The organism is Enterococcus mundtii, assembly GCF_003957375.1.
In the GTDB taxonomy this organism is placed as follows: Bacteria; Bacillota; Bacilli; order Lactobacillales; family Enterococcaceae; genus Enterococcus_B; species Enterococcus_B spodopteracolus.
On sequence record NZ_CP025473.1, the window covers coordinates 1,753,023 to 1,774,032 of the forward strand.

The 21,010-nt window shown below is 37.9% G+C and carries 17 protein-coding genes; 2 read left to right on the forward strand and 15 right to left on the reverse strand.

Annotated features, from left to right (window positions below; all coding sequences use genetic code 11):
- Positions 1–300: 300 nt before the first annotated feature.
- The 4 genes from CYK55_RS08580 to CYK55_RS08595 form a co-directional block, all read right to left on the reverse strand.
- Positions 301–648 (reverse strand): DUF7006 family protein, encoded by a 348-nt coding sequence (locus tag CYK55_RS08580; RefSeq protein ID WP_034687765.1) that lies wholly within the window; start codon positions 646–648, stop codon positions 301–303.
- A gap of 162 nt (positions 649–810) precedes the next feature.
- Positions 811–1,893 (reverse strand): WxL domain-containing protein, encoded by a 1,083-nt coding sequence (locus tag CYK55_RS08585; protein ID WP_126134193.1) that lies wholly within the window; start codon positions 1,891–1,893, stop codon positions 811–813.
- Positions 1,894–2,084: 191 nt separating this feature from the next.
- Positions 2,085–4,970 carry a MucBP domain-containing protein gene (locus CYK55_RS08590; protein WP_126134194.1) on the reverse strand — a complete coding sequence of 962 codons (2,886 nt, stop codon included), beginning with the start codon at positions 4,968–4,970 and terminating at the stop codon, positions 2,085–2,087.
- Positions 4,971–5,002: 32 nt separating this feature from the next.
- The gene (locus CYK55_RS08595) at positions 5,003–6,046 is read right to left on the reverse strand and encodes a DUF916 and DUF3324 domain-containing protein (protein ID WP_034687767.1); all 1,044 of its coding nucleotides are present in this window, start codon (positions 6,044–6,046) and stop codon (positions 5,003–5,005) included.
- Between the two features lie 144 nt (positions 6,047–6,190).
- On the opposite strand from CYK55_RS08595, the gene CYK55_RS08600 reads away from it, so the two are divergent.
- Positions 6,191–7,353, forward strand: a protein-coding gene (locus CYK55_RS08600) for an IS3 family transposase (RefSeq protein WP_109114490.1) whose coding sequence is annotated in 2 segments (ribosomal slippage) — positions 6,191–6,467 and positions 6,467–7,353 — 1,164 coding nt in all. Because the reading frame shifts where the segments join, the coding sequence is not laid out codon by codon here.
- 534 nt (positions 7,354–7,887) lie between these two features.
- On the opposite strand, the gene CYK55_RS08605 is transcribed toward CYK55_RS08600, so the two are convergent.
- From CYK55_RS08605 to CYK55_RS13805, 4 genes are all read right to left on the reverse strand, one after another.
- Complete coding sequence (locus CYK55_RS08605; protein ID WP_126134195.1) at positions 7,888–8,550, reverse strand: DUF2786 domain-containing protein; 663 nt, start codon at positions 8,548–8,550, stop codon at positions 7,888–7,890.
- A gap of 69 nt (positions 8,551–8,619) precedes the next feature.
- Positions 8,620–8,844 carry a DNA/RNA non-specific endonuclease gene (locus CYK55_RS13795; RefSeq protein ID WP_241234763.1) on the reverse strand — a complete coding sequence of 75 codons (225 nt, stop codon included), beginning with the start codon at positions 8,842–8,844 and terminating at the stop codon, positions 8,620–8,622.
- Positions 8,845–8,855: 11 nt separating this feature from the next.
- Positions 8,856–9,125 carry a DNA/RNA non-specific endonuclease gene (locus CYK55_RS13800; protein WP_235186297.1) on the reverse strand — a complete coding sequence of 90 codons (270 nt, stop codon included), beginning with the start codon at positions 9,123–9,125 and terminating at the stop codon, positions 8,856–8,858.
- A gap of 132 nt (positions 9,126–9,257) precedes the next feature.
- Positions 9,258–9,716, reverse strand: coding sequence for a hypothetical protein (locus CYK55_RS13805; protein WP_241234764.1), 459 nt, complete (start codon positions 9,714–9,716; stop codon positions 9,258–9,260).
- Positions 9,717–10,183: 467 nt separating this feature from the next.
- Between CYK55_RS13805 and CYK55_RS13810 the strand changes: the two genes are divergently transcribed.
- Positions 10,184–10,333 carry a hypothetical protein gene (locus CYK55_RS13810; RefSeq protein WP_241234765.1) on the forward strand — a complete coding sequence of 50 codons (150 nt, stop codon included), beginning with the start codon at positions 10,184–10,186 and terminating at the stop codon, positions 10,331–10,333.
- 562 nt (positions 10,334–10,895) lie between these two features.
- On the opposite strand, the gene CYK55_RS08625 is transcribed toward CYK55_RS13810, so the two are convergent.
- The 7 genes from CYK55_RS08625 to araA all read right to left on the reverse strand — a co-directional run bounded on the left by CYK55_RS08625 (position 10,896) and on the right by araA (position 20,995).
- Positions 10,896–11,903, reverse strand: coding sequence for a DUF916 and DUF3324 domain-containing protein (locus CYK55_RS08625; protein WP_241234766.1), 1,008 nt, complete (start codon positions 11,901–11,903; stop codon positions 10,896–10,898).
- 127 nt (positions 11,904–12,030) lie between these two features.
- Positions 12,031–12,606, reverse strand: a complete 576-nt coding sequence (locus tag CYK55_RS08630; protein ID WP_126134196.1) for a hypothetical protein — start codon at positions 12,604–12,606, stop codon at positions 12,031–12,033.
- Between the two features lie 23 nt (positions 12,607–12,629).
- Positions 12,630–13,190, reverse strand: a complete 561-nt coding sequence (locus CYK55_RS08635; RefSeq protein ID WP_034687791.1) for a hypothetical protein — start codon at positions 13,188–13,190, stop codon at positions 12,630–12,632.
- A complete protein-coding gene (locus tag CYK55_RS08640; protein ID WP_034687793.1) occupies positions 13,187–13,492 on the reverse strand; it encodes an LPXTG cell wall anchor domain-containing protein in 306 nt (101 codons plus the stop codon). The genes CYK55_RS08635 and CYK55_RS08640 overlap by 4 nt, the downstream gene beginning before the upstream one ends.
- A gap of 12 nt (positions 13,493–13,504) precedes the next feature.
- On the reverse strand, positions 13,505–16,384 hold the full coding sequence (locus CYK55_RS08645; protein ID WP_126134197.1) for a hypothetical protein: 2,880 nt from the start codon (positions 16,382–16,384) through the stop codon (positions 13,505–13,507).
- A 547-nt stretch (positions 16,385–16,931) separates the two neighbouring features.
- Positions 16,932–19,307, reverse strand: coding sequence for a phosphoketolase family protein (locus CYK55_RS08650; protein ID WP_126134198.1), 2,376 nt, complete (start codon positions 19,305–19,307; stop codon positions 16,932–16,934).
- Positions 19,308–19,570: 263 nt separating this feature from the next.
- Positions 19,571–20,995 carry an L-arabinose isomerase gene (gene araA, locus CYK55_RS08655; protein WP_034687797.1) on the reverse strand — a complete coding sequence of 475 codons (1,425 nt, stop codon included), beginning with the start codon at positions 20,993–20,995 and terminating at the stop codon, positions 19,571–19,573.
- Positions 20,996–21,010: the final 15 nt, after the last annotated feature.

The following is a 21,010-nucleotide window of genomic DNA, read 5'->3' on the forward strand; positions in this document are numbered from 1 at the left end:
CATACTAAAGTAACGCTATAAACGTTATGCATTTCTATAATCTCGTAAAAACTATATTTCACCATTTCTATCTAGTGTCGCATCATCTTTATCACTCACTACATCTATAATGCCAAAGTCAGTGTTAATATGCCCTGTATTACATCTGTCTCTGTAGAGTCAGAAATAAATAATTGAATGACATAGTTTGTTGCTAAGTCAGCTGCATCCTCCGTTTAAGTTTGTTTAATTGCCCCAAACTCTCAGCCAATTTATTATTTACTGTGATTTTCTGCACACTTTATTTTATAAGTAAATTTTTTATAATATATTATATACCATCGAATATTTGTTCTTTGCACTTAAATCAAGCTCACAAATTTCCTTGAAGTACGTAGAATAGTCTGTTTCAACTATTCGCAGAATCTCTTTTATTTTTAATTGATCAAATTGAATTAACTCTGTAATTAGTGTTAATTTTGCATCAATTCCTAGAATTATAGGAAGCTTTAAGAAAAAATTATCTGATGAAATTGTATTTATCAATTGATCAAGTTGCTCGAACTGTTGTATCAAATAGTCATCTAGTTCTTCAATGTCTCTTTTATCTCTTTGCATGTTTTCTTGAAACTGACTCATATAATTATTCTTCGTTAGAGGTGTTTCCATATTGTATGCTCCTTTCAAATTGATGGGATTAAATAGAAAAATTTTTCTACTTATTAATTTAACCATAGTAATTCATCTATTTTTATATTTTCATTTTTTAGGAAAGTCCGATTTATTAGAGAGTCTAAGGTCATAGAATGAGAGAATAAATTGAACTATTTTCTAATTGTCAGGAACTGAACTCAATTCCCATATCAACGTTGTCGAATAACTTATCGCCTCTGGATTTGCCCCTTTGGGCACGTTGAGAGTAACACTCTCTTTTGCTGTATCGGCATCACCAAAACGATAAATCCAGGTACCTATTCCTTCATCACCTTGTGCTTTTAACAAAGTAAAACGATTACCTGGTATTAACTCACAGGTAACAGATTGTAGTCTAGGTGCTGTTCCACCTTGAGCAGTAATGAGTTGTTGATTTGAAAAAATTAAACTGGCACCATTAAGCAATTGTTGTTCTTTACTTTTAAATTGTTCTTTTTGTGTCACGGCTAATTCCCAACCATTACGTTCAGATTCTAGTCGACGATCACTGATCTGAATATAGTTTGGTCGTTCTTCCATTTCGTTTACCGTTCCATCCTCATTCAATAACCGTTGTAGTTGTGCATGATAAGTTTTATCATAAGCTGAAATAGCTTGTGAACCAAATTTAAAGGAAGAAACGAAATCAATACTCAATAGACCCTGATTTTCTAGTGGGTCAGGCTTACTTTCTGGATTCACTTCTACTTCCGGATTCAATGGATCTAACGGAGCAATAGGTGAAGGGGAATCTACTTCGAATACAACATCATAATTAACAGTAAACGCACCTTCTCCTTCAATTGTTTGTGTTACTGCAATAACTCCCTCTTTATCTGTATTTGAACTATGTGTATTATCAAATCTCACAAATTCAAAACTAAACTGTTCTTTTTCTAATTCCGTAAATTCTTCATGGTATGAGAAAAAAGTCGATGCTATTTGAGACATTTCTTCTTTTGATGCACCAAATGGAACAACTATATCATTTCGTGTAGTTAATTGATTCACACGCAATAGATGATAGCCATTTCTAGTCAACATATAATACGCAAACGGGTACCCTTGCGTCTCTAGACGCATGTCATTATTTCGAGAAACAAACACATTATTTCCTAATTCATTAGTTACCGGATTATTAATTGTACTTGTATTAATTTTAGTAACATCTCCATAATTCAATGATACATCGGTCAAATTCTCATTCCATTCATTAATCATCTTATTTATAGAATCTGTAAATGTTATTAACCTCAGAGCATGAGATAATAAACTATGTTCCTCTGAGTTTCTATAAATATTAATATGAGGGCGTGTTCCCACACGTTGTGTTCGTAAGCTCTGTTCTCCAAAGGTCGGAATTAGCTGTGGTTTTTCTCCAGTTAATAAACTGAGTGAACTAGTAAACTCGTTTAATTTAGTTTCATTCCCCTGAGTTGCCTTAAAGCCAATACTATGCCCCAAATGATGTTATAAGAGACAACTACATCTTTTGAAAGGTGATCAGTAGTTACTTTGATAGTTGTTGTTTTTTTACCTACACTTTGAAGATCAAACTCATCAATCAATTCAACATGAAAATCTTCAACAACATGACCTTTAGGTGATTCAGAAACTGACTTTATGAATTTTTTTAAATCAATATCTTTTGTATCACTTCCTAAAATAATATCTTGAGTTTTAGTTTCTACGTCCAATTTTTTTTCATTATATACCGCACGTATTTTTGTGTTTTCGGATCCCATAGTAAATTGTGTATTTGGATTTTGTTTATCTGATACTAAACTACCTGAGCCGATCACTTCCCATTTTTCAAATTGATATTTTTCATTCGGATTCGCTTTTAACAACGTGTTTTCTCCTTCAAGCATGGTCGTTTTTTCTGCTGAGGGATTCCCTCCTTCACTCGGTATAGCTTCGAAAGATAAGGAGTATTGTTGCTGTTCATAAATGTACGTCACCATTTGTTCATATTCTTTAAAAATCCCTGTCGAATTTACCGGTTTGTCTTTTAAAACATAACCTTCTATTTCTTTTGGGTTAGTAGTATACGGTTCATTCAAGTTTCCCTCAATTATATCATCGTCCAATAATTTTTTACCTTCTCCATCAGTGTACCGTATAGTGATATTTCCGCCCTTTTGTGTTTCAAACATAAACGTTAAACTTGCATTTATATCGAGAGGAGTAAATTCATACGTTTCTTCATCATAAAATCCATTTTCTGTCAAAATATCTTGAATGGAATAATTCGATTGGCTAATTATTCCATCTGGAATAGCACTTTCTATTTTTATAGGTATATCGATATATCCTTCTATTTGTTCTTTAGGAAATACAGTATTTCCATTTTGATCTAGATAAAAAATATTTATGACTGATTTTTCATCAGGATATTCTTTACTTCCAGCTATACTTATTCGTTTATAGTTTTCATTGGTGATATCAAATCTAGGGTCACTAAAATTCATAATGTTTTTTCCAATCTGACCAAATCCTCGACTAGTTGAACTTACAAGATTCGGTTGTTCCCAAAGAGATTCTCTGTTTTGCCAAACACTTATATATGAATCGAGAATACTTACCTCAGCTCTCGTTGCTAGAAAGAATAAATCGGTAGCGGCATTACTTCTAATCTCTACGTTTCGAGGGTTTATTATTGAAAATTTAGTGTCTGCACCTTTTAAGCTAATAATAGCATTTAATTCAGTATCAGGTTCATCTTCATCATCAGGTTCATAAGGTCCATCCTCAATACTTTCACCAGGAGAAGAAGGAAGTTCTGGGATAATATTATTATCCTGATTAACCAACAATACTTTCATTTTTGCACCTTGTTCTGTTCGTAAACTAGTACCCTTTCTACTAAATTGAATTCCCATTTGGTTTGATGTATAAATATTGAGTTCACCATTATCTTTTACAGTGTAGTTCTGTGGTCGATTATTTGAGGCACTTTGATCTCCTAGCGGCGCTACACCACCCTCTTGATTTTGATAAAAGTAATTTACTTTTGCTTTTTCCTCAATTATATAGTTTTGAAAGTGACGAAAGACAGCTGGCTGATTCGCATTCTTGTTATTCTCTCGATAAAAATTTACAGTAGCACCTTTTTTTACTAAAAACTCAGAATTTTTTCCTGTGACAGCAGCGCCAAAAACATTCCTTGGATACCATACAGCAGCTCTGGGACTATTAAATACTATGCTCGTATACGTACTGTTTTCTTCAACAACAAAACTTCCTAATGCAAAATTTGATCTACTGGTCCTTATGTTTGTATTTCCTCTTATGATAACTTCAGATCTTCTGGCGTCTACAGCCCTACGTGATCCAGAAATTATGGTGTCTTCAATTAGAATCCGCCATCGTCCACCAGCTACTGAATCGTTTCCTCTTATAAAATCCTTATTAATAGCGGAAAATAAAATATTTATGTTATTTAAATGTAATATTTTTTCTGTATCTCTCGGAGGATCGCCTAGCAATATGCTGTTTCCTTCCAAATACAAGGTATATCCATTACCATCTATTTCTAGATTTTCTGTTCTTTGCTTAAAATTATCGTTACTAAAAGTAAATATGTCTCTCATCAATTTTATTTTTTTCACTGAATTGTCTTCAATAGCTTGAACTAATTGGTTCCAATTAGAAATCTCTACGTATTCAGTTTTTATATCATTATACTCAATAAATTCATTGGTATTTTTTGTTAAATTTTTTTCTTCCGTATCTTTGGGAATGTTTGTCGAACTTTCTTCAAAAGATTCTGATATTTCATTTTCTTTATTATCTGTATCAGGTTTGATTAGTATATTCTCATCCTCAGTTATTTCTATAGTCATTTTTTCTTCACCAATAGATACCTCAAATACTCCAGATTCTTCGAATAAAATGGGTAAAGTAAATTGATCTTGCGCAAGTTCTGATCGAATTAACCAAATATTTTCATCTGAAGTTTTTTTAATTTCCAAACTATCCAACAAATTATTTGTATCAATTTTCCCTTTTGGTGGTAATTTGATTCTAATTTCATATACTTTTTGATTTGAAAAAATATCTACTTGTATTGGTTCATTTACCTTTCCTTGCATTTGTGATTGGGTAAAGAAAAAGATTGGTGAACTTATCTGATCTTCTAAATCATTCTCAATAGGTGGAGATTCTACTTGTTGTTCCTGTTCCTTTGTTTCCATCATTGTTTCTGCATAGACCATTCCTAACGGTATAAATACTGTTTGAATCATTAGAATTATCATCACTACAAAATATATTGATTTTCTTAAACTTGAGGACATTGTATTCACTCCTTTTCATTCCTCTTATTCGCTTACTCTTTTTTTCTGTTATGCCTAGATAGATAAAGAATGATCCCCAGCAGTAAAACAAGTAATATGATTGAGCCAATCATCCACCAATTGATGCTCGTATCGAGCATCACATCCGCTCGATTCAATGCACGCGCTTCATCTGCATCGATCGTAAAATTCCGTTCCCATTGCCATTCCTCTTCTCCTGAACGTGCCGTCATTTTCAATACGTAGTCACCATTACGAAAGCGATCCCCATCTAAGGAAATCGGAAAATTGAAATTGGAGTTTGGCGCCATTTGCATCTGTTCTTGACTGACTTGGTATAAAATTTCTTCTTCGCCCACTTTTTGAACCGTTGCTTCGATTTCCAAACGATTGATAAATGTCGGGGTGAAGTTTTGTAGATTGGCACTGATGACATTGCGATAGTTGAGTTGATCGGCAAAAACATCCAACAACTCTAAATCAGGTTGCACGGTCTCTTGACTGTTACTCACCACCACACCGATGATATACGCAAACTCATTTTGGATGGCGACTCCTTCTTCGTTACTCGTCTCTTCTGTTGTGTCTTCTTTGACTTCTTCGATCCGTAAACCACCCGCTAAGAAACCTTCAAAGGCTTCTTTAGGCATGTTCAGATCAAGCGTAACGGTCTTTGTTTCATTGCCACCAAGCTCAATAATTTCTGGTTGTTCAATCAACTCAGCCAGCGAATGCTTGAGTGTAGGGTCTGCTTTTTTCGCATCTTGTCCGTATTCTACGACCCCCATCACGTTAGTATAAGCAGTATGTGGGGTGATTTGGATTTTCTTAGCTTCTGCGTTTGCGTTTTGTAGTTTCAACGTTAGCTTTTCTGTCGCATCCGGTGCCAGGGTTAACTGAAAGTAACCTTCGTTGCCTGACTTTTGGTTGTCCGAGAATTCCGGTGTTACATAAAAATTCAATGTTCCCTCTTCTGCGCTCACGCGCATCGATGCCAAAAAACTAAAGAACACCATAAGGAGTACTACACCTACTTGTTGGATTTTATTTTTTCGATATGTATTTGCTTGTTTCATTCGTCTACCCCTTCCTTTAAAGAGAGTAGCGCTACAAAATTGTAACGCTACTCCATTAATATAAGACAATGGATAGGCTACAATTAACTAGACAGAAAAATTAAGGTGTGTAGACTAGAAGAAAAAATACCAGGAGGAATTTTTATGTCTAAGAGAACACGAAGAACTTTTTCACAAGAATTCAAGCAACAAATCGTCAATCTTTACTTAGCTGGAAAGCCACGTGTAGAAATCATTCGAGAATATGAACTAACGGCTTCAGCATTTGACAAATGGGTAAAGCAATCTAAAACGAGTGGTTCATTCAAAGAAAAAGATAATCTTACGCCTGAACAAAAAGAATTGTTAGAACTACGTAAAAGAAACCAGCAATTAGAAATGGAAAATGATATTTTAAAGCAAGCAGCGCTGATATTCGGACGAAGAGACAAGTAATCGATGCGAATAAGCATCTTTACCCTATATCAGCGATGTGCAGAATATTAGGTCTATCACGTCAGTCCTATTATTATCAATCAAAACCAAAGAAAGACGAATCAGAACTTGAAGAAGCAGTCGCTGAAGAATTTATCCGCAGCCGAAAGGCCTACGGCTCAAGAAAAATAAAAAAAGCCTTATCAAAACGAGGCATTCAGATCAGCCGACGAAAAATTAGTAGAATCATGAAAAATAGAGGATTAAAATCGAGCTATACTGTTGCTTATTTTAAAGTACATCATTCTACTTGCAATGAAGCCAAAACGACAAACGTATTGAATCGTAAATTCTTAAGAGACAACCCATTAGAAGCGATCGTAACAGACTTGACTTATGTACGAGTCGGGAAAAAATGGAATTATGTCTGTTTCATTTTGGATCTGTTCAATCGAGAAATTCTCGGCTATTCTTGTGGAGAACATAAAGATGCCGTTCTAGTAAAAAAAGCATTTAGCCGTATCAAACAACCTCTGACAGAGGTTGAGATTTTTCATACTGATCGTGGAAAAGAGTTTGATAACCAAGCTATTGATGAATTATTAACAACTTTTGACATCAATCGATCATTGAGTCATAAAGGCTGTCCTTTTGATAATGCCGTAGCTGAATCAACTTATAAGTCGTTGAAAGTAGAATTTGTCTATCAATACACATTTGAAACCTTACAACAATTGGATTTGGAGTTATTTGACTATGTCAATTGGTGGAACCACCTTCGGTTGCACGGTACACTTGGCTACGAGACACCGGTTGGTTACCGTAACCAGAGATTGGCGCAGCGAATCCTTGATAATGAGCTCGGATGTGCTAACGCTAGCGAGGCAGTCTAACTTTAATTGTTAGCTCCTGCCGAAGATCGTCACATCCGAGGAGGCTCATTGTCAAGGACAATCGGAATAGCATACGGAAAGAAGTTCTGCACCTTATAAAATTTGTCAAAAAAACTGTTGCCATTCCATTCTTTATATTCATTTCCGTATAGTTATTAATTTAAGGTATAGCCAAGCATACATCTGGTATTTTTCTTTTATTAGCTATCAGTAGAAACCCAATAAACTTAGTAGTCCACAATTTACTGATCATTTTGAATCCTCAGTTAACTATTGGATTGCGCGCTTTATATTCTAATATGATCCAATTAGCTTATTTGAACGCTTAATCTAATAGTTGCATCTCAAGGACTTTTATTATCCGAAATTTATTCTCGTACAAAAATAAATGACCGTTAAATAAGCTATGAGTTGATAACTACAATGAGTGTCAAAAACTATTAAGTTTCTGACCTCATACATTCCATTATTATTTTTTATTCCTCTCAATCATATTTTCCATGGCAGTTACTTTGATACTTTGTTTGAATATCTTCAAACAGTTAGTCTCTCTTTGTCAGTAAAGCGGACCCCATCTGCATATCCGGAGTAAAATGCTTCTCTATCTTTTACATCATGGGACGTGTCTTTTCCAGGAACAAGTCCAATCTTTTCAACTGCGATTTCTATAACTTTCGGTACTTGTAAGGCAAGTTCATAGCCGTTTGTTAGCACCTGCTTCTTGAAAGTTTCAGTCAATCCACGTAAATAGCCTTCAAGATAATCTTGCTTCAGCTGCCATTTCCGCTTGTATTTCCGACGTATCTCCGGTAATTGTAAAAATTGTCTAGCACAATAGCTGACACTTCCACGAGCATATTCAAATGTAATCTGAGCGATTTGAACATCTGATTCGATTCCAACGAAATGAAGTTCAATTGGAGGACCCGATACATAGTAATAACGAACTCGAAAGTTCTTAGCAATAATCAAAGCAAGTCGGTAGAGCCATTTTTGAGAACGTCCCTCGTATATGATCGTATTAATCACTGCCTCCGTTTTTTGTTCCTGCTTATAGCTAAAGACATCTTCTTCATCTATATTGTGCTGGAGCATCAACTCTTGTGCTTTTACTAGTGCTGACATTGATTCCTCATCGTTTGCATCATTTGCTAAAGCAAATAACTTAACAATTTTTTGTTTTGCTTTTTCATCCATATAATTTCACCTTTTATATATTTTCTAGTTTAATATCGCGAAAACAGAAATATTAAATACCTTCTCAACTTAATTTATACTCGCTTTGCCTGTACTGTAATCAATAGATAAACCATCTTGCACGTTGTGGATTAACACATTGAATTGAATATCGTTGGTTTCAACGCTGCGTGCTTCCATTTGAATCGCCCTGGGCAATAATTCTCGCTCTCTGAATATCGGAGTGACCCGATAACGGACGTGGTTATTGGTTTTTCTTAAATAGTTGGCCACTTCATTTTCAAATTGAACCATGTGGATCTGGTTCAGTTGTTGTGTTCCGGTAAACAAGTTTTTCCAGTTATCATTTTATCATTCTCACCGGTCATCTGAAATCCAATTAAATGGCTTCTATTATAGAGCCAAATATTATTTTCAAGCTTTTTTTGATTCCAACCAGTAGGGTATACGTTTGAAATATCCCCTCGTTCTTCTGTCGGCATCATCGATCGATGTAACAGTGCATCTGCGACACCGACACGATTTAGTGAATCGAGATCCGAAAATGTTTGCCAGGTCCCAGCATCTATTGACATCTCTTCAGCTGTAAAACTGGGGTTATTGCCGTTTACTTGAATAACAACATTCTGACCATCAAAATTAGGTAGATTCTCAACCTCTTCAGCTGAGATTTCTTCCTGATAGGCCCAATCACCGAAAAAGTTAGGCTACTGAACATCGAATTCAGATAAGTCCACTAAAGAAGCAGTAAACCCAAACAAACTGAACAATGCTGCGAGTATGAATTTTGACTTACGTTTCATATATCCCACTTCAAGTTCTGTCTCTTTAACGGAAACTCGTTTGTTTTTTTCTTCGACAGCTACTTCCATTGATCGAATCAATTCTGATGTTTGTGTCTGCGTTAAATCTTTAATCGTATCTTTTTCTTTCTCACTCGCTTTATGTTCCAACTGATTGCTTAAATCTTCGATTCGTTTCAATTGTTGTAACTCGATATTATTCATTTTCTTATCCGTTTGTTTCTGATCTGCTACTGTCACAGAATTTTTAGCTGTTGATTGTTCAGCATCTTCAGCAATTACCGGAGCATTTCCCTCATCTGATAGTTTAGGTTCGTTCTGGCGTGTAGGTTCTTCCGAATGCTGTTTATTGTGATCACTCAATGATTCAGCTGTATTTATAGTTGGCTGAGTTTCAAGTTCAGCAGTTGGCAATTGATTTTCAGGTACGCTAGGATCCTCTGAAACCTTCTTCTGTTCTGTTTGAGCTGCTTCTTGTGAATCGTTTTCCTGTACCTCTTTTTTTTATCAGCTAAAAGGTGCTTGATTTCTTTTTTCCTCAATGACAAATTTCGATCAATTGTATTTGACAATTATTTTAACAAGCCATTAATTGATAAAAGTTTGCGATTAAATGAATTTTTCAAACCTAAACGAATGTCATCCATTGTGTTCGTCACTTGATACACTATATTATTTTTTTGTGTGCTAACATACCTATTTCTGCCCATATTACAGAAAATAGGTTTTCACAAGGCTATGTTTTATCCCTAACAGACCTTGTTTACATTGCTTCTCACTGCAAAGAACTCGACAAAGACGCGTTAGAACCATTGATCGAGTTACTCAAAATGAAACAAACAAAAACAAAAGGTTGGAAAAACGATTATATCTCTCGTTATAATGGCTATCAACCGTTCAGTTTCCGTCGACAAGACTGCCCATGGATCACCGAAATGATTCTACATTTTCTGAAATCTAATTCGGAAATGTCATTTTAAAAAAATAGTCGATGCATAACAAAGGTATGTGTTCATATCTTTTTTAGCGTTATTAAAAAAAGAATATCCTTCATGATCAATACATCACTAAACAATAAAAACAAGCTTATCCCAATAAAAAATTCTTATTTTTTAATTTTAACCAAAAAAAAAATTTCGTTATGATATTATTATTATTTTTAAAAATAACAAAAAAATGGTATTATTGGGTTATAAAGTTGATAGAGGAGTGAATGATGTTGGTCCAATTAAGTAAATTTTTATTTTGGTTTCCTTTTAGCATTGCCGCACTAGCATTCTTTTATTTCTTTAAAATAACTAAGCGCACTTTTTCGATTTTCTTAGCTGCGTGTCCTGTGATTTTCTTTATTGTAAAAATCACGACGTATTACTTTTATGACTCTGTGCGGGTGTTTCTTTATTATGAGATTGGTCTACTGCTGTCTGTGATTTTTTTCATCAGTGTGCTGTACTATTTCTATAAAAAACGCTAATTAACAGAAAGAGATTGTGATCCCTATGCTAAGACTCGTGTTAACATAAGGATCACAACCCCTTTTGGTTATTCTTCTTTTTTCTTCTTACGTATGAACAGAAAATAAATCAGCAAGAGAATGATTATTCCAAGTAAAACACCCGCAACTACATATACCCAAGTTGGGATTGATTGTTGATTAACTTCAGTGATCGCTACCTTATTCACTTCTTTCGCTTCATTTTTACTGATCGTAAACTCGCGGTCAAACGCCCATTCATTGTCTTTTGCATCAGCGACTTCTAAATGCAAGGAATAATCTCCTGCTTCTAAACGTTCATTATCCCAGTCGATCGCGAATCGATACGTTGATAAGGGTGCCATTTGCATCTCTTTGTCATAGGATACTTCTTTTACTGTATCCCCCGCAGCATCTTTCACCTCAGCATTATATTTCAAATGACCAATCGCATCCATCGTTGGATTCTTCAAAGTTGCTACCACACTTGTTTTCCCAAATGAAATGGCTGGTTCGACGCCTTCCAATTCCAGCTTTCTTTGCACTTCATTCGTATTATTCATTAATTTCAATCCTAAGACATAGCCATAATTGTTAACGATTTGGCCCTCTTGTTCCGCTTGACCTGCTTTCATAACATGGATGGCTGCCAAGATTTGTCCATCAAAATCTTTTTCCGACATTGTGAGGTCAACGCTAACTTCTTGTGACTTCCCACCAGCTAAAGTGATGCTTTCTGGGACTTTCGCAATGTTGTCGATTTGAAATTCTTCTGGTATATCTGGTTCATCAGTTGATTGCGTGTAATCAATAAACCCTTGATCATTCGTATAGGCTTGGTTTACTCCAACCTGGTAAGTTGACTCTTCATTCGATGTATTTTCTATCAGGAACTTGATCGTTTGTTTTTGACCAGGTTCTAGTTGTAAATCAAAGTAAGTTAATTTTTTATCGACTTGATTTTGTGGAATAATTGCTTTGATATGAAAGCCTACGTCACTCTCAGTCTCTGCCTCGGTGACCAAAGGGAAGCAAAAAGCAAACATGAAACAAATGGCTAAAATTATTTTCCGCATCACTACACCTCATTTATCGATTCATTTGGTTTTTCCCGTCGATTTGATCATGAACAAAAACCTATAGAAAGAATTGAAGCAATCGCTGAATGCGATTGCTCCAATCTTCTCAATTTGGACACAGCCATTAAGAAGCATCTGCCGTATTGTACAATTGATAATTGATCGTACCGTTCAAGACATTATTTACTTGTAAGACATTGCTCGGATCGGTAAAACCAATTGCGATCGATGTTACCGGAGTGGTGATTTGACCGGTATTATTTCCGGCATCTGGTGTAGTAGCTGATCGAGCGACAATACCAGTTGCGCCTGTACCAACTAATTGTGCACCATTGATTTGGAATGAATTCACATCAAATGTGGCTGGCGCAGCTGCTCGTGTCAATTGGTTGTTCGCAACAGTTGCTCTCACTGACCAAGCTTGTGCGATGCTATCATTTGAAACAACGATATTTCCTGGTGTCGTGATCGTTCCAGTGCTAAGTGAATACGTGCTATTTTCGATTTCCGTCTCAAACGCATAAGTCGCTGGAACGGCATCAAGTCTTAAATCTCCTGAAGTAGCATCGGTGATCGTTACAGTCGTTGGTGTACTTCCTGTTTGTCCTGGTACCTCTGCTGCGAATGCTGCTACTCCACCTATATTTACTAAAACCAACCCTGTGAATACTGCACTTAATGTTTTTGTTTTGTGGTTCATTTTTATTCCTCCTTGATTTTCAATTAATCTACATCGGCAACCACATTTACGAGGTTGACCGTCTGTATCGCTTTATAGGTACCACTTGGACTATTAGCAGGAATACTCAACTTAATACTTTCTTTCGGGATGATCAATCGAAAGTTTTGTTTCGTTCCTTGACTGACTTTGATGAGTTCTTGCGTTTCGCCATGACTGATATTTTCTATATCATTGACTTGATAGACGGTTGTTTCTTCTGTTATCAACTGTCCATCTTTCAGAGAAAGTTTTATTGCATATTCCTGCTGATTTTTAAAAGCAGATAATGAATAATCGAGTTTCCACCCGTTCGTTCCAGAACGATTGTCAACCACTTCGATCACTAAATCTTGCTTTGCTAGTACTTCAATGTCCGTCTCAGGGACTGGGTAGCGATCAAATGTTGGTGGTATCACTTTCTTTAAATAAATAGCAGGTTCGATGATTTGGACATTCACTGCTGATTTTTTCTCTTCACCCACGGAAGATGCTCGGATCTTTGAAGGGGAAACAAACATCAGGGGCAAGATAAATAGTAGCAACCATTTGATTTTAGGCTTCATCGCTTCTGCCTCCTTAATCGATACATCAGTCCGACAAATCCAATCAGCAATGTACCGAGAAATGCAGACGTTCCATACAACAAACTACCCGTTTGCGGAAGCATCCACTTCGCTTGCGATTTGGTCGTTCCACTTTCACTCTTATCTATGGGACTCACTTCGTCTTTTTCATATAATTCAAACTGGATTTCTTGCTGATCGGAAGCAATCACTTCGTTGGCAAACGCAGGAGCGACTCGCACAAAGCCAGTGAACAAAACAAAACTAAGCAGGAACAAAAGATTCATAGTTATTCGCTTCATCTCATCGCCTCCTTATTCGATCGTAGCCGTGTTATATAGCTTCCAATTGGCTGTTGCTCGTCCACTATAATCACCCACAGGCAACAGTTTTGAGCTATTTAACAACACTCCCGTATTTTCACTCATATTCAGCGTATAAAGATAACCAGTCGGGGTCACACTCGAAGAATCAAACACTTTGATTGATGAATTACCCAAATTTTGAACCGCACTCGTAGGACTTGTTTTCCAGACGAAAGAAAAAGGTGCGCTCGTTCCACTCGTGATTGAAAGACCAACCGACCAATTTCTTGTTGTTCGTGGATCTCTCGAATCCCATACCTTTAATTCTAAGCTATTGCCCGCATCACGATCCAAGATCCCTTTACTTTGACGAACCTTTCGATTCGTCCATTTGAATGTACTTGGTGCCTGTTCAAGTCTTAATTCTCCAGTGTAGGTTACCATCAGATTCAATGATGCTGCCGGTTCTTCGGGTTTCGTCATTTTTCCGGAGGAGTATACTTCAATGACAAATTTATTTTCTCCATAATCAAAATATTTCGTAGGGATCACTAACTGTGTATTTGCATTAAAATTTGTCGCCCCTGTTGTCGTGACATCAGAGAATGGAACATCGGTTAGATAAGTCGTTCCTTTTCTCAATTTGAAACTTAATCGATCGCCGACATCCAAATCTTTCCAATAGAATGTTTTTTTATACCCAGGATTGCGATTTGCAGAGATATCCAATGTCTCACTAAAATTGGTCACCGTATTGACATTTTCCCATGATAAAGCCGTAAATTGGTCCGTTTTTCTAACCCAATAATACACGGTATCGCCATAGTAGGTGACGTTTGTTGTATCATTTGGCGTCGTCCCCACTGGATTTGCCAAGACTGAACTTCCGTAACTAGTTAGTGCATCGGCTGACAATGTTCTTGTTGGTGCTGAATAACTCAGTGTCGCTGAATCTCCTGGATTGAGATTGACCGCGTTATTGGCTAACGTCGTGACCACTGTGATCACGCCAGTCGTTGCGTTATTTGTCACGACTGTTGATAAATTTGCTGGGGCAATGGTTGATGTTACCCCTATGGCAGTCGTCTTCGTGATCGTCGGTATGACTGTCGCATTTGTTGCCAAATTAATTGCTTTCGCATCCAGCACTGTCGTCCACCTCGTAGTATTCAAGGGTGCTTCGCCTGTGTTTACTTTGATTGTGGATTGAATCTTAGCAGGCTGCTCACTGATCAAATATTTATTTTTACTCGTGTCAGTACTAGGAACAGTCACAGAGGTATTCGTATTATCTAATACACTACTCGTCACTGTCGCTCCTGTCGGTATCGGCGGTTGTGTAAAAGCAAAACGAACTTGTCCTGATACACTTCCGTTTGCCGCTGTAAATCCCCAATAGGCACGATTGTTGTTGGTGGCTAACTGCAATTCCGAGTTCAGCTCTCCCCAAGAAACCGTCGTGTCAGTAGTTTTTGCCCCATTGATAGGATTTCTGAATGAATACGTAAAGTTATGTGTTGTGCTATTAAAGCTATAATTGAACTCGTACCATGTCCCATCTTGGACATTTGTACTGACAGCTCCATTAAGGGGGATCAAGCTGTTGTGTTTGATCCGTCCGGGATTAGCGAGGGTCAAAGTGAACCAATCATTTGCTCCTAAATCACCATTTACAGCATTGATTGGTTGATACGTTCGGATTAGATTGCCGGGAAAGGTATATGCCATGTGTGGCGTACTTCCAGCAGGAATTTGTGCATCATAGCGAGCTCTACCAGTTACTGCTTCATTTGCAAACAAGTCAAATTCAACCGCAAATGAATTTTTAATAGCGGTTGTTTCTGGCGTACGCGGGGTTAATCCCTCATAGTATCCGCCAGTTGCTCCGTAGACACCCAAATTTTGTCCGTCTACGCCTACTGCTCGTGAATTCGTGATGGCTGTAGTTTTTCTAGCATCATTATGCATGACAAATGCCACGCCGTCTGCTTGTTGTGTACCAAAATTGACGTAGACACGTTGTGAAAATGACTTCGTAAAATCTAAACGATACGCGTCATTTGACCAAATCGAGGTCCAGTTATTACTCCCCGAAAGAGAAATTTGTGAAAATGGTTTTCCACCATTATCATTCGTATTCGTGACATTTGAAACGACTGCCCCACCATTTGGTGCGGCAAAAGCGCCACTGATAGGCATAGCTCCCGGTGGTACGTATTGAGAACCCGTGCCTGTTGCAAAAGCTTGGTTTACTCGTGCCTTGGGTGGTTGGTAGTCAGAAGAAGTCGAGCTTTGTTCTTCCGCTACTTTTGCTTCACTGGTTGATTGCTGTGTCTCAGCCGTTTCCTGATTTTCTCCAGTTTCGCTATTTTCTTCAATGGTACCGCTCGTTACTTCGGTTGCTTGACTCTCTGAAGTAGCAGATTGATCGTTATTTTCTGGTTCAGCAAATGGAAGAATTTCTCCTTCTGGGGGTGTCAGATTCGTCAATGTTCCATTTGTGGACTTGTACTTGACAAATAATCGAACAGGTTTAGTTGGTTGGGTAAAATATAGGGTAGAAAATTGTTCTTCTGTCAACACCTGACTCTCACCGAGTAATTTATCATCTAACATGAGAGGGATTTTTTCCCCCTTAGAATCGATCAAACTTACGGAAAATTGTAAAACTTCAGACGAATTTTGATCTAGTTTAAATTGTATCCCTTTATCTGTGTCTTCGAGTGATAACGCCACTTCGCCATTATCGATCAACACATTCATTGGCTGGATTTGGTCGACATTAGCAAAAACAGAAGAGCAAACGCCTCCAAAGAAGAACACCATAATAATAATAAAAGTTATAAAAAACGGTTGAATATTGGTTTGATTTCTATTCCTTATCCCCACAGATTTACCTCCTTTGTCCAAACTATTGCAATTTGAATATAGAAGACTTGTAAAAAGTCGTTACTTTTATCATTTTTTCAAATAGCATTTGAGATCAGGTCCATTTCTACTAAATTTCACTTGAAAAAGAAAATCCATCAAAGACTATTATGTAAAAACAACGGAATGACTGATAGAGTTATTTAAAATAAAAAAAGAGCTATGTATAATCTAAATATTTTCTTACGATATCTCTCATCAAAAAAATAATAACACACTTTATTTTTTAAATGAATTTTTATGCTTATAACATTATATAATTATAACCATAACAGTCAAAATATATGCTTAAATAGCGATAATGAGAGCGCTATCTTACGGCTTTAATCTCCATGGATAAGCATGCACAAAACACTTGTTTTATGCATGCCCGATTGTTCAAACAACTAATAGGTTGCTTTGATTTTTCACACACTAAAATTCTGTGAAAGGAACTAAATGTAAGATTGCTAAAAAAACACCAGCGAAGGCGGATAGAGCCGCGTTTCACTAGTGCCATTCTTAGTTATTATTCCTTCACCCGAGCTAACTCCGCCCATCTCCAGTTTTCCACTACTGGCAGATCATGTCCTTCTTTACGAATATACTCTCGATGTTCTTTCAATTGTTGCGTCATTTCTTCAGCAAAAGCTGTCGCTTCTTCACCGTACACAGTTACCGCTGCATGTTGCGCTAAGTGGAAGCGATCCAATTCACTAAAGACGCGCATATCAAACGGCGTGGTGATATCGCCATTTTCTCGATAACCATGGACCATCAATCGGTGATTGTGTCGTAAGAAGAAAATATCCCGGATCATGCCTTCATACCCATGGAAAGCAAACAGAATTGGTTTGTCTTTCGTAAAGAACGTGTCAAACACTTCATCACTTAGCCCTCTCTGATCAACAGATGGGTATCTTAACTTCAAGATATCTACCACGTTGATAAAGCGGATTTTTAATTGTGGAAATGCTTGATTCAATAGCGAGACTGCCGCAAGTGCTTCAAGATTTGGTTCTGTGCCTGCTGCTGCGATCACTAAATCTGGCTCTTCATTCGCAGAAACGGTACTAGCCCAATCGATGATTTTCAACCCCTCATTGGCTAATTCTTCTGCTTCTGTTGCAGAATAAAATTGCGGACGTGGATGTTTGCTGGAAATAATCAAGTTGATGACTTGCTCTTCTTGTAGCGCGCGATCCATCACAGCCATCAAACTATTCGCATCTGCAGGCAGGTATTCGCGAATAAACTCTGCTTTCTTCTCTGCTAGATGAGTCAACACCCCAGGGTCTTGGTGGGTATACCCATTGTGATCTTGTTGAAACACAGTCGATGTGGCAATCAAGTTCAATGAAGGATAGTTTTTCCGCCAAGGCTGATCACTAGCTTTACGCATCCACTTGAAGTGTTGCGTCAACATCGAGTCAACAACACGTAAAAAAGATTCGTAACTAGCAAAGAAGCCGTGCCGTCCTGTCAAAACATACCCTTCTAAAAATCCTTCTGCTTGATGTTCCGACAGTTGTCCATCAATGACCCTTCCTACAGAAGACTGCCACTCATCTGAAGCATCTTTAGGTTCCAACCATTGTCGATCTGTCACTTCAAAGACTTTATTCAAGCGATTGGATTTTGTTTCATCCGGGCCAAAGATCCGAAAATTGGTTGGGTTCTTCGTGATTACATCTCTGGCTTGTTCTCCAAAGACCATCATATCTTGTGCAACGACAGCTCCTGGTGTTGCAGTATCCACTGCATAGTTTTTCCAATCAGGCATGACTAACGGTTTGGGATCGATCCCGCCATTTGTGATTGGATTTGTCGACATCCGACGATTGCCTTTGGGTGCGAGCTCCTTGATTTTTTGGTTGATTCTTCCTTGTTCATCAAACAGCTCTTCCGGGCGATAAGACTGTAACCAATCAATCAAATGATCGACGTGTTCCATATGCTCTGAATCAACTGGAATTGGCACCTGATGGGCGCGGAACGTTCCTTCCACTTGTTCATTTTCCCACGTCTTTGGTCCAGTCCAGCCTTTTGGCGTCCGAAAAATAATGACGGGCCATCTTGGCATCGTGGCTGATTCCGCAGGTGCTTGTCTTGCTTCATTTTGGATTTCTTTGATTTCTTCGATCACTGTGTCTAGCGTTAAAGCCAGGATGTGATGAACAACCTCTGGGTCTGTTCCCTCAACAAAATAAGGTTTCCAGCCCATTCCTTCGAAATACTTTCGAAGATCTTCATCACTCTTGCGGGCAAGGATGGTTGGATTCGAAATTTTTCCGCCATTCAAATTCAAAATTGGTAACACCGCACCGTCATTGACTGGATTGATAAAGACATTTGAAAACCAACCGCCAGCTAATGGACCTGTTTCTGCTTCGCCATCGCCTACAACTGTCGCCGCGATCACATCCGGATGATCAAGGATCGCACCTGTCGCATGGGCAAGTGAATAGCCAAGTTCTCCACCTTCATGGATCGATCCTGGTGTTTCCGGCGCGGCATGGGATGCAATTCCGCCAGGATAAGAAAATACCCGACATAAATGTGCCAATCCTGCTTCATCTTCTGTAAATTCAGGATAGATCTCACTGTAACTGCCATCAATATAAGAATTAGATACCATCACTTGTCCACCATGACCAGGGCCCTCTATGTAAAACATATCCAAATCGTATTTATTGATGACACGATTTAAATGTGCATACACAAAATTTTGTCCAGCAATCGTTCCCCAATGTCCAATAGGATGTGTCTTTACATCGTCTTTAGTTAACGGACGGCGTAATAATGGATTATCTTTTAAATACATTTGAGCAACAGAAATATAATTTGCAGCCCGCCACCAAGCATCTAATTGTTCGAATTCTATTTGTTTGTCTATGTTTGTCATATCGAACACCCCTTTAATCATTGCTAGTCCTACAAAAGAACAAAAAATGAGTCTGGCCTTTACCAGAGTGTCCAGACTCATCTTCGTCGCTTCTTTCGACTGCTCGTATGTGCTATCCCTTAATCAGCTGATAACATTACGGTATTTATTTAACTTTAACTTGAATCTCAAAGAAATGACATCATAACGCTCTACTTCGTTGAAAAAGAATGTTAGACGTAAGTTTTTCTAAAGTCCCAAAGTCTTTCAATGGATCATTTAAGTTATTTGATGACAATATCTTCTAAATCAACCAAGCGTGCCCACGTTTGGATCTGCTCAGTCGTAAGGTGCAATGACACAACGGTATGGTGTCCGCCACCCGTGCGGATCCAAGCACCTACCCCCTCATGGAAATTCGGTTTGACTTTCCAAAGTACGCGTGCCACTGGTAAATGTGGGGCTTCTTCCGTTGGTTCGAAGGCTTCCACTTCATTGATCAACAATTTGTAATGCGTGCCAAAATCTGCCATGGAAACCACGACACCATCGCCTGCTTTCCCGTCAAACACCAAACGAGCCGGATCTTCTCGATCACCCATCGATAATGGCGAAACAACGATTTTTGGTCGATTGACTGCCAATGTCGGATCTACTTCCATCATGTGAGATTGTAAAATTGCTTCTTTTCCTGGTGTCAGTTCATAGGTGTAATCTTCCATGAAACCTGTGTCTTTATTTTGTGCCATGATTTTTAAAATCCGATCCAAAGCAGCTGTTTTCCAATCCCCCTCACCGGCAAATCCGTAGCCTTCTGCCATTAATCGTTGGACTGCCAAGCCAGGTAATTGTTGCATACCGTAAAGATCTTCAAAGTTTGTTGTGAAAGCATTATAATTGCCCGCTTCCAAGAACCGTCTGATTCCGATTTCTTGTTTTGCTTGTACTTTGACATGTGCCTCCCAAGTGTCATGATCATAATCTGCATAATCAAAATCATAAAGTTGTGTATATTCTTCAAATAATGACGCTACTTCTTCATCAGTGACTTCATCGATCACTTTGACTAAATCGCCAATCCCATAATAGTCGACCACCCAGCCGAACTGGATCTGTGCTTCTACTTTGTCTCCTTCGGTCACAGCCACATTACGCATATTGTCTCCAAAACGAGCGACCTTGATCGAGAAGCTTTCATTATAAGCTACAGCCACATGCATCCAGTCTGAAATTCGGCGTTGTACATCTTCTGATTGCCAATGACCAACAACGATTTCATTTTTCTTATTGAGACGTGCATTAATAAAACCATATTCCCGATCCCCGTGGGCTGCTTGGTTCAAGTTCATAAAGTCCATATCGATCGTTTCCCATGGGATACTCTCGTTAAATTGAGTAGCTAAATGTAATAAGGGCTTTTGCAGCAATTGCGTGCCACGAATCCACATTTTTGCTGGTGAGAAAGTATGCATCCAAGTGATAACACCTGCTACTTGCTCCTGGTAATTCGCTTCCTTCATGATCGAGGTGATCGTATCAGCAGTTACTGCTAGTTCTTTTAGTACAATCGGATAAGGCAACGTTTGGTGATCATTTAGTGCCGTAACGATCGTCTCTGCATTCTTTTTGACCTGCGCTAACGCTTCTTCTCCATATAGATGTTGTGAACCTACGACAAACCAAAATTCTTTTTTACTGATTGCTAACATGATTGTAACTCCTCT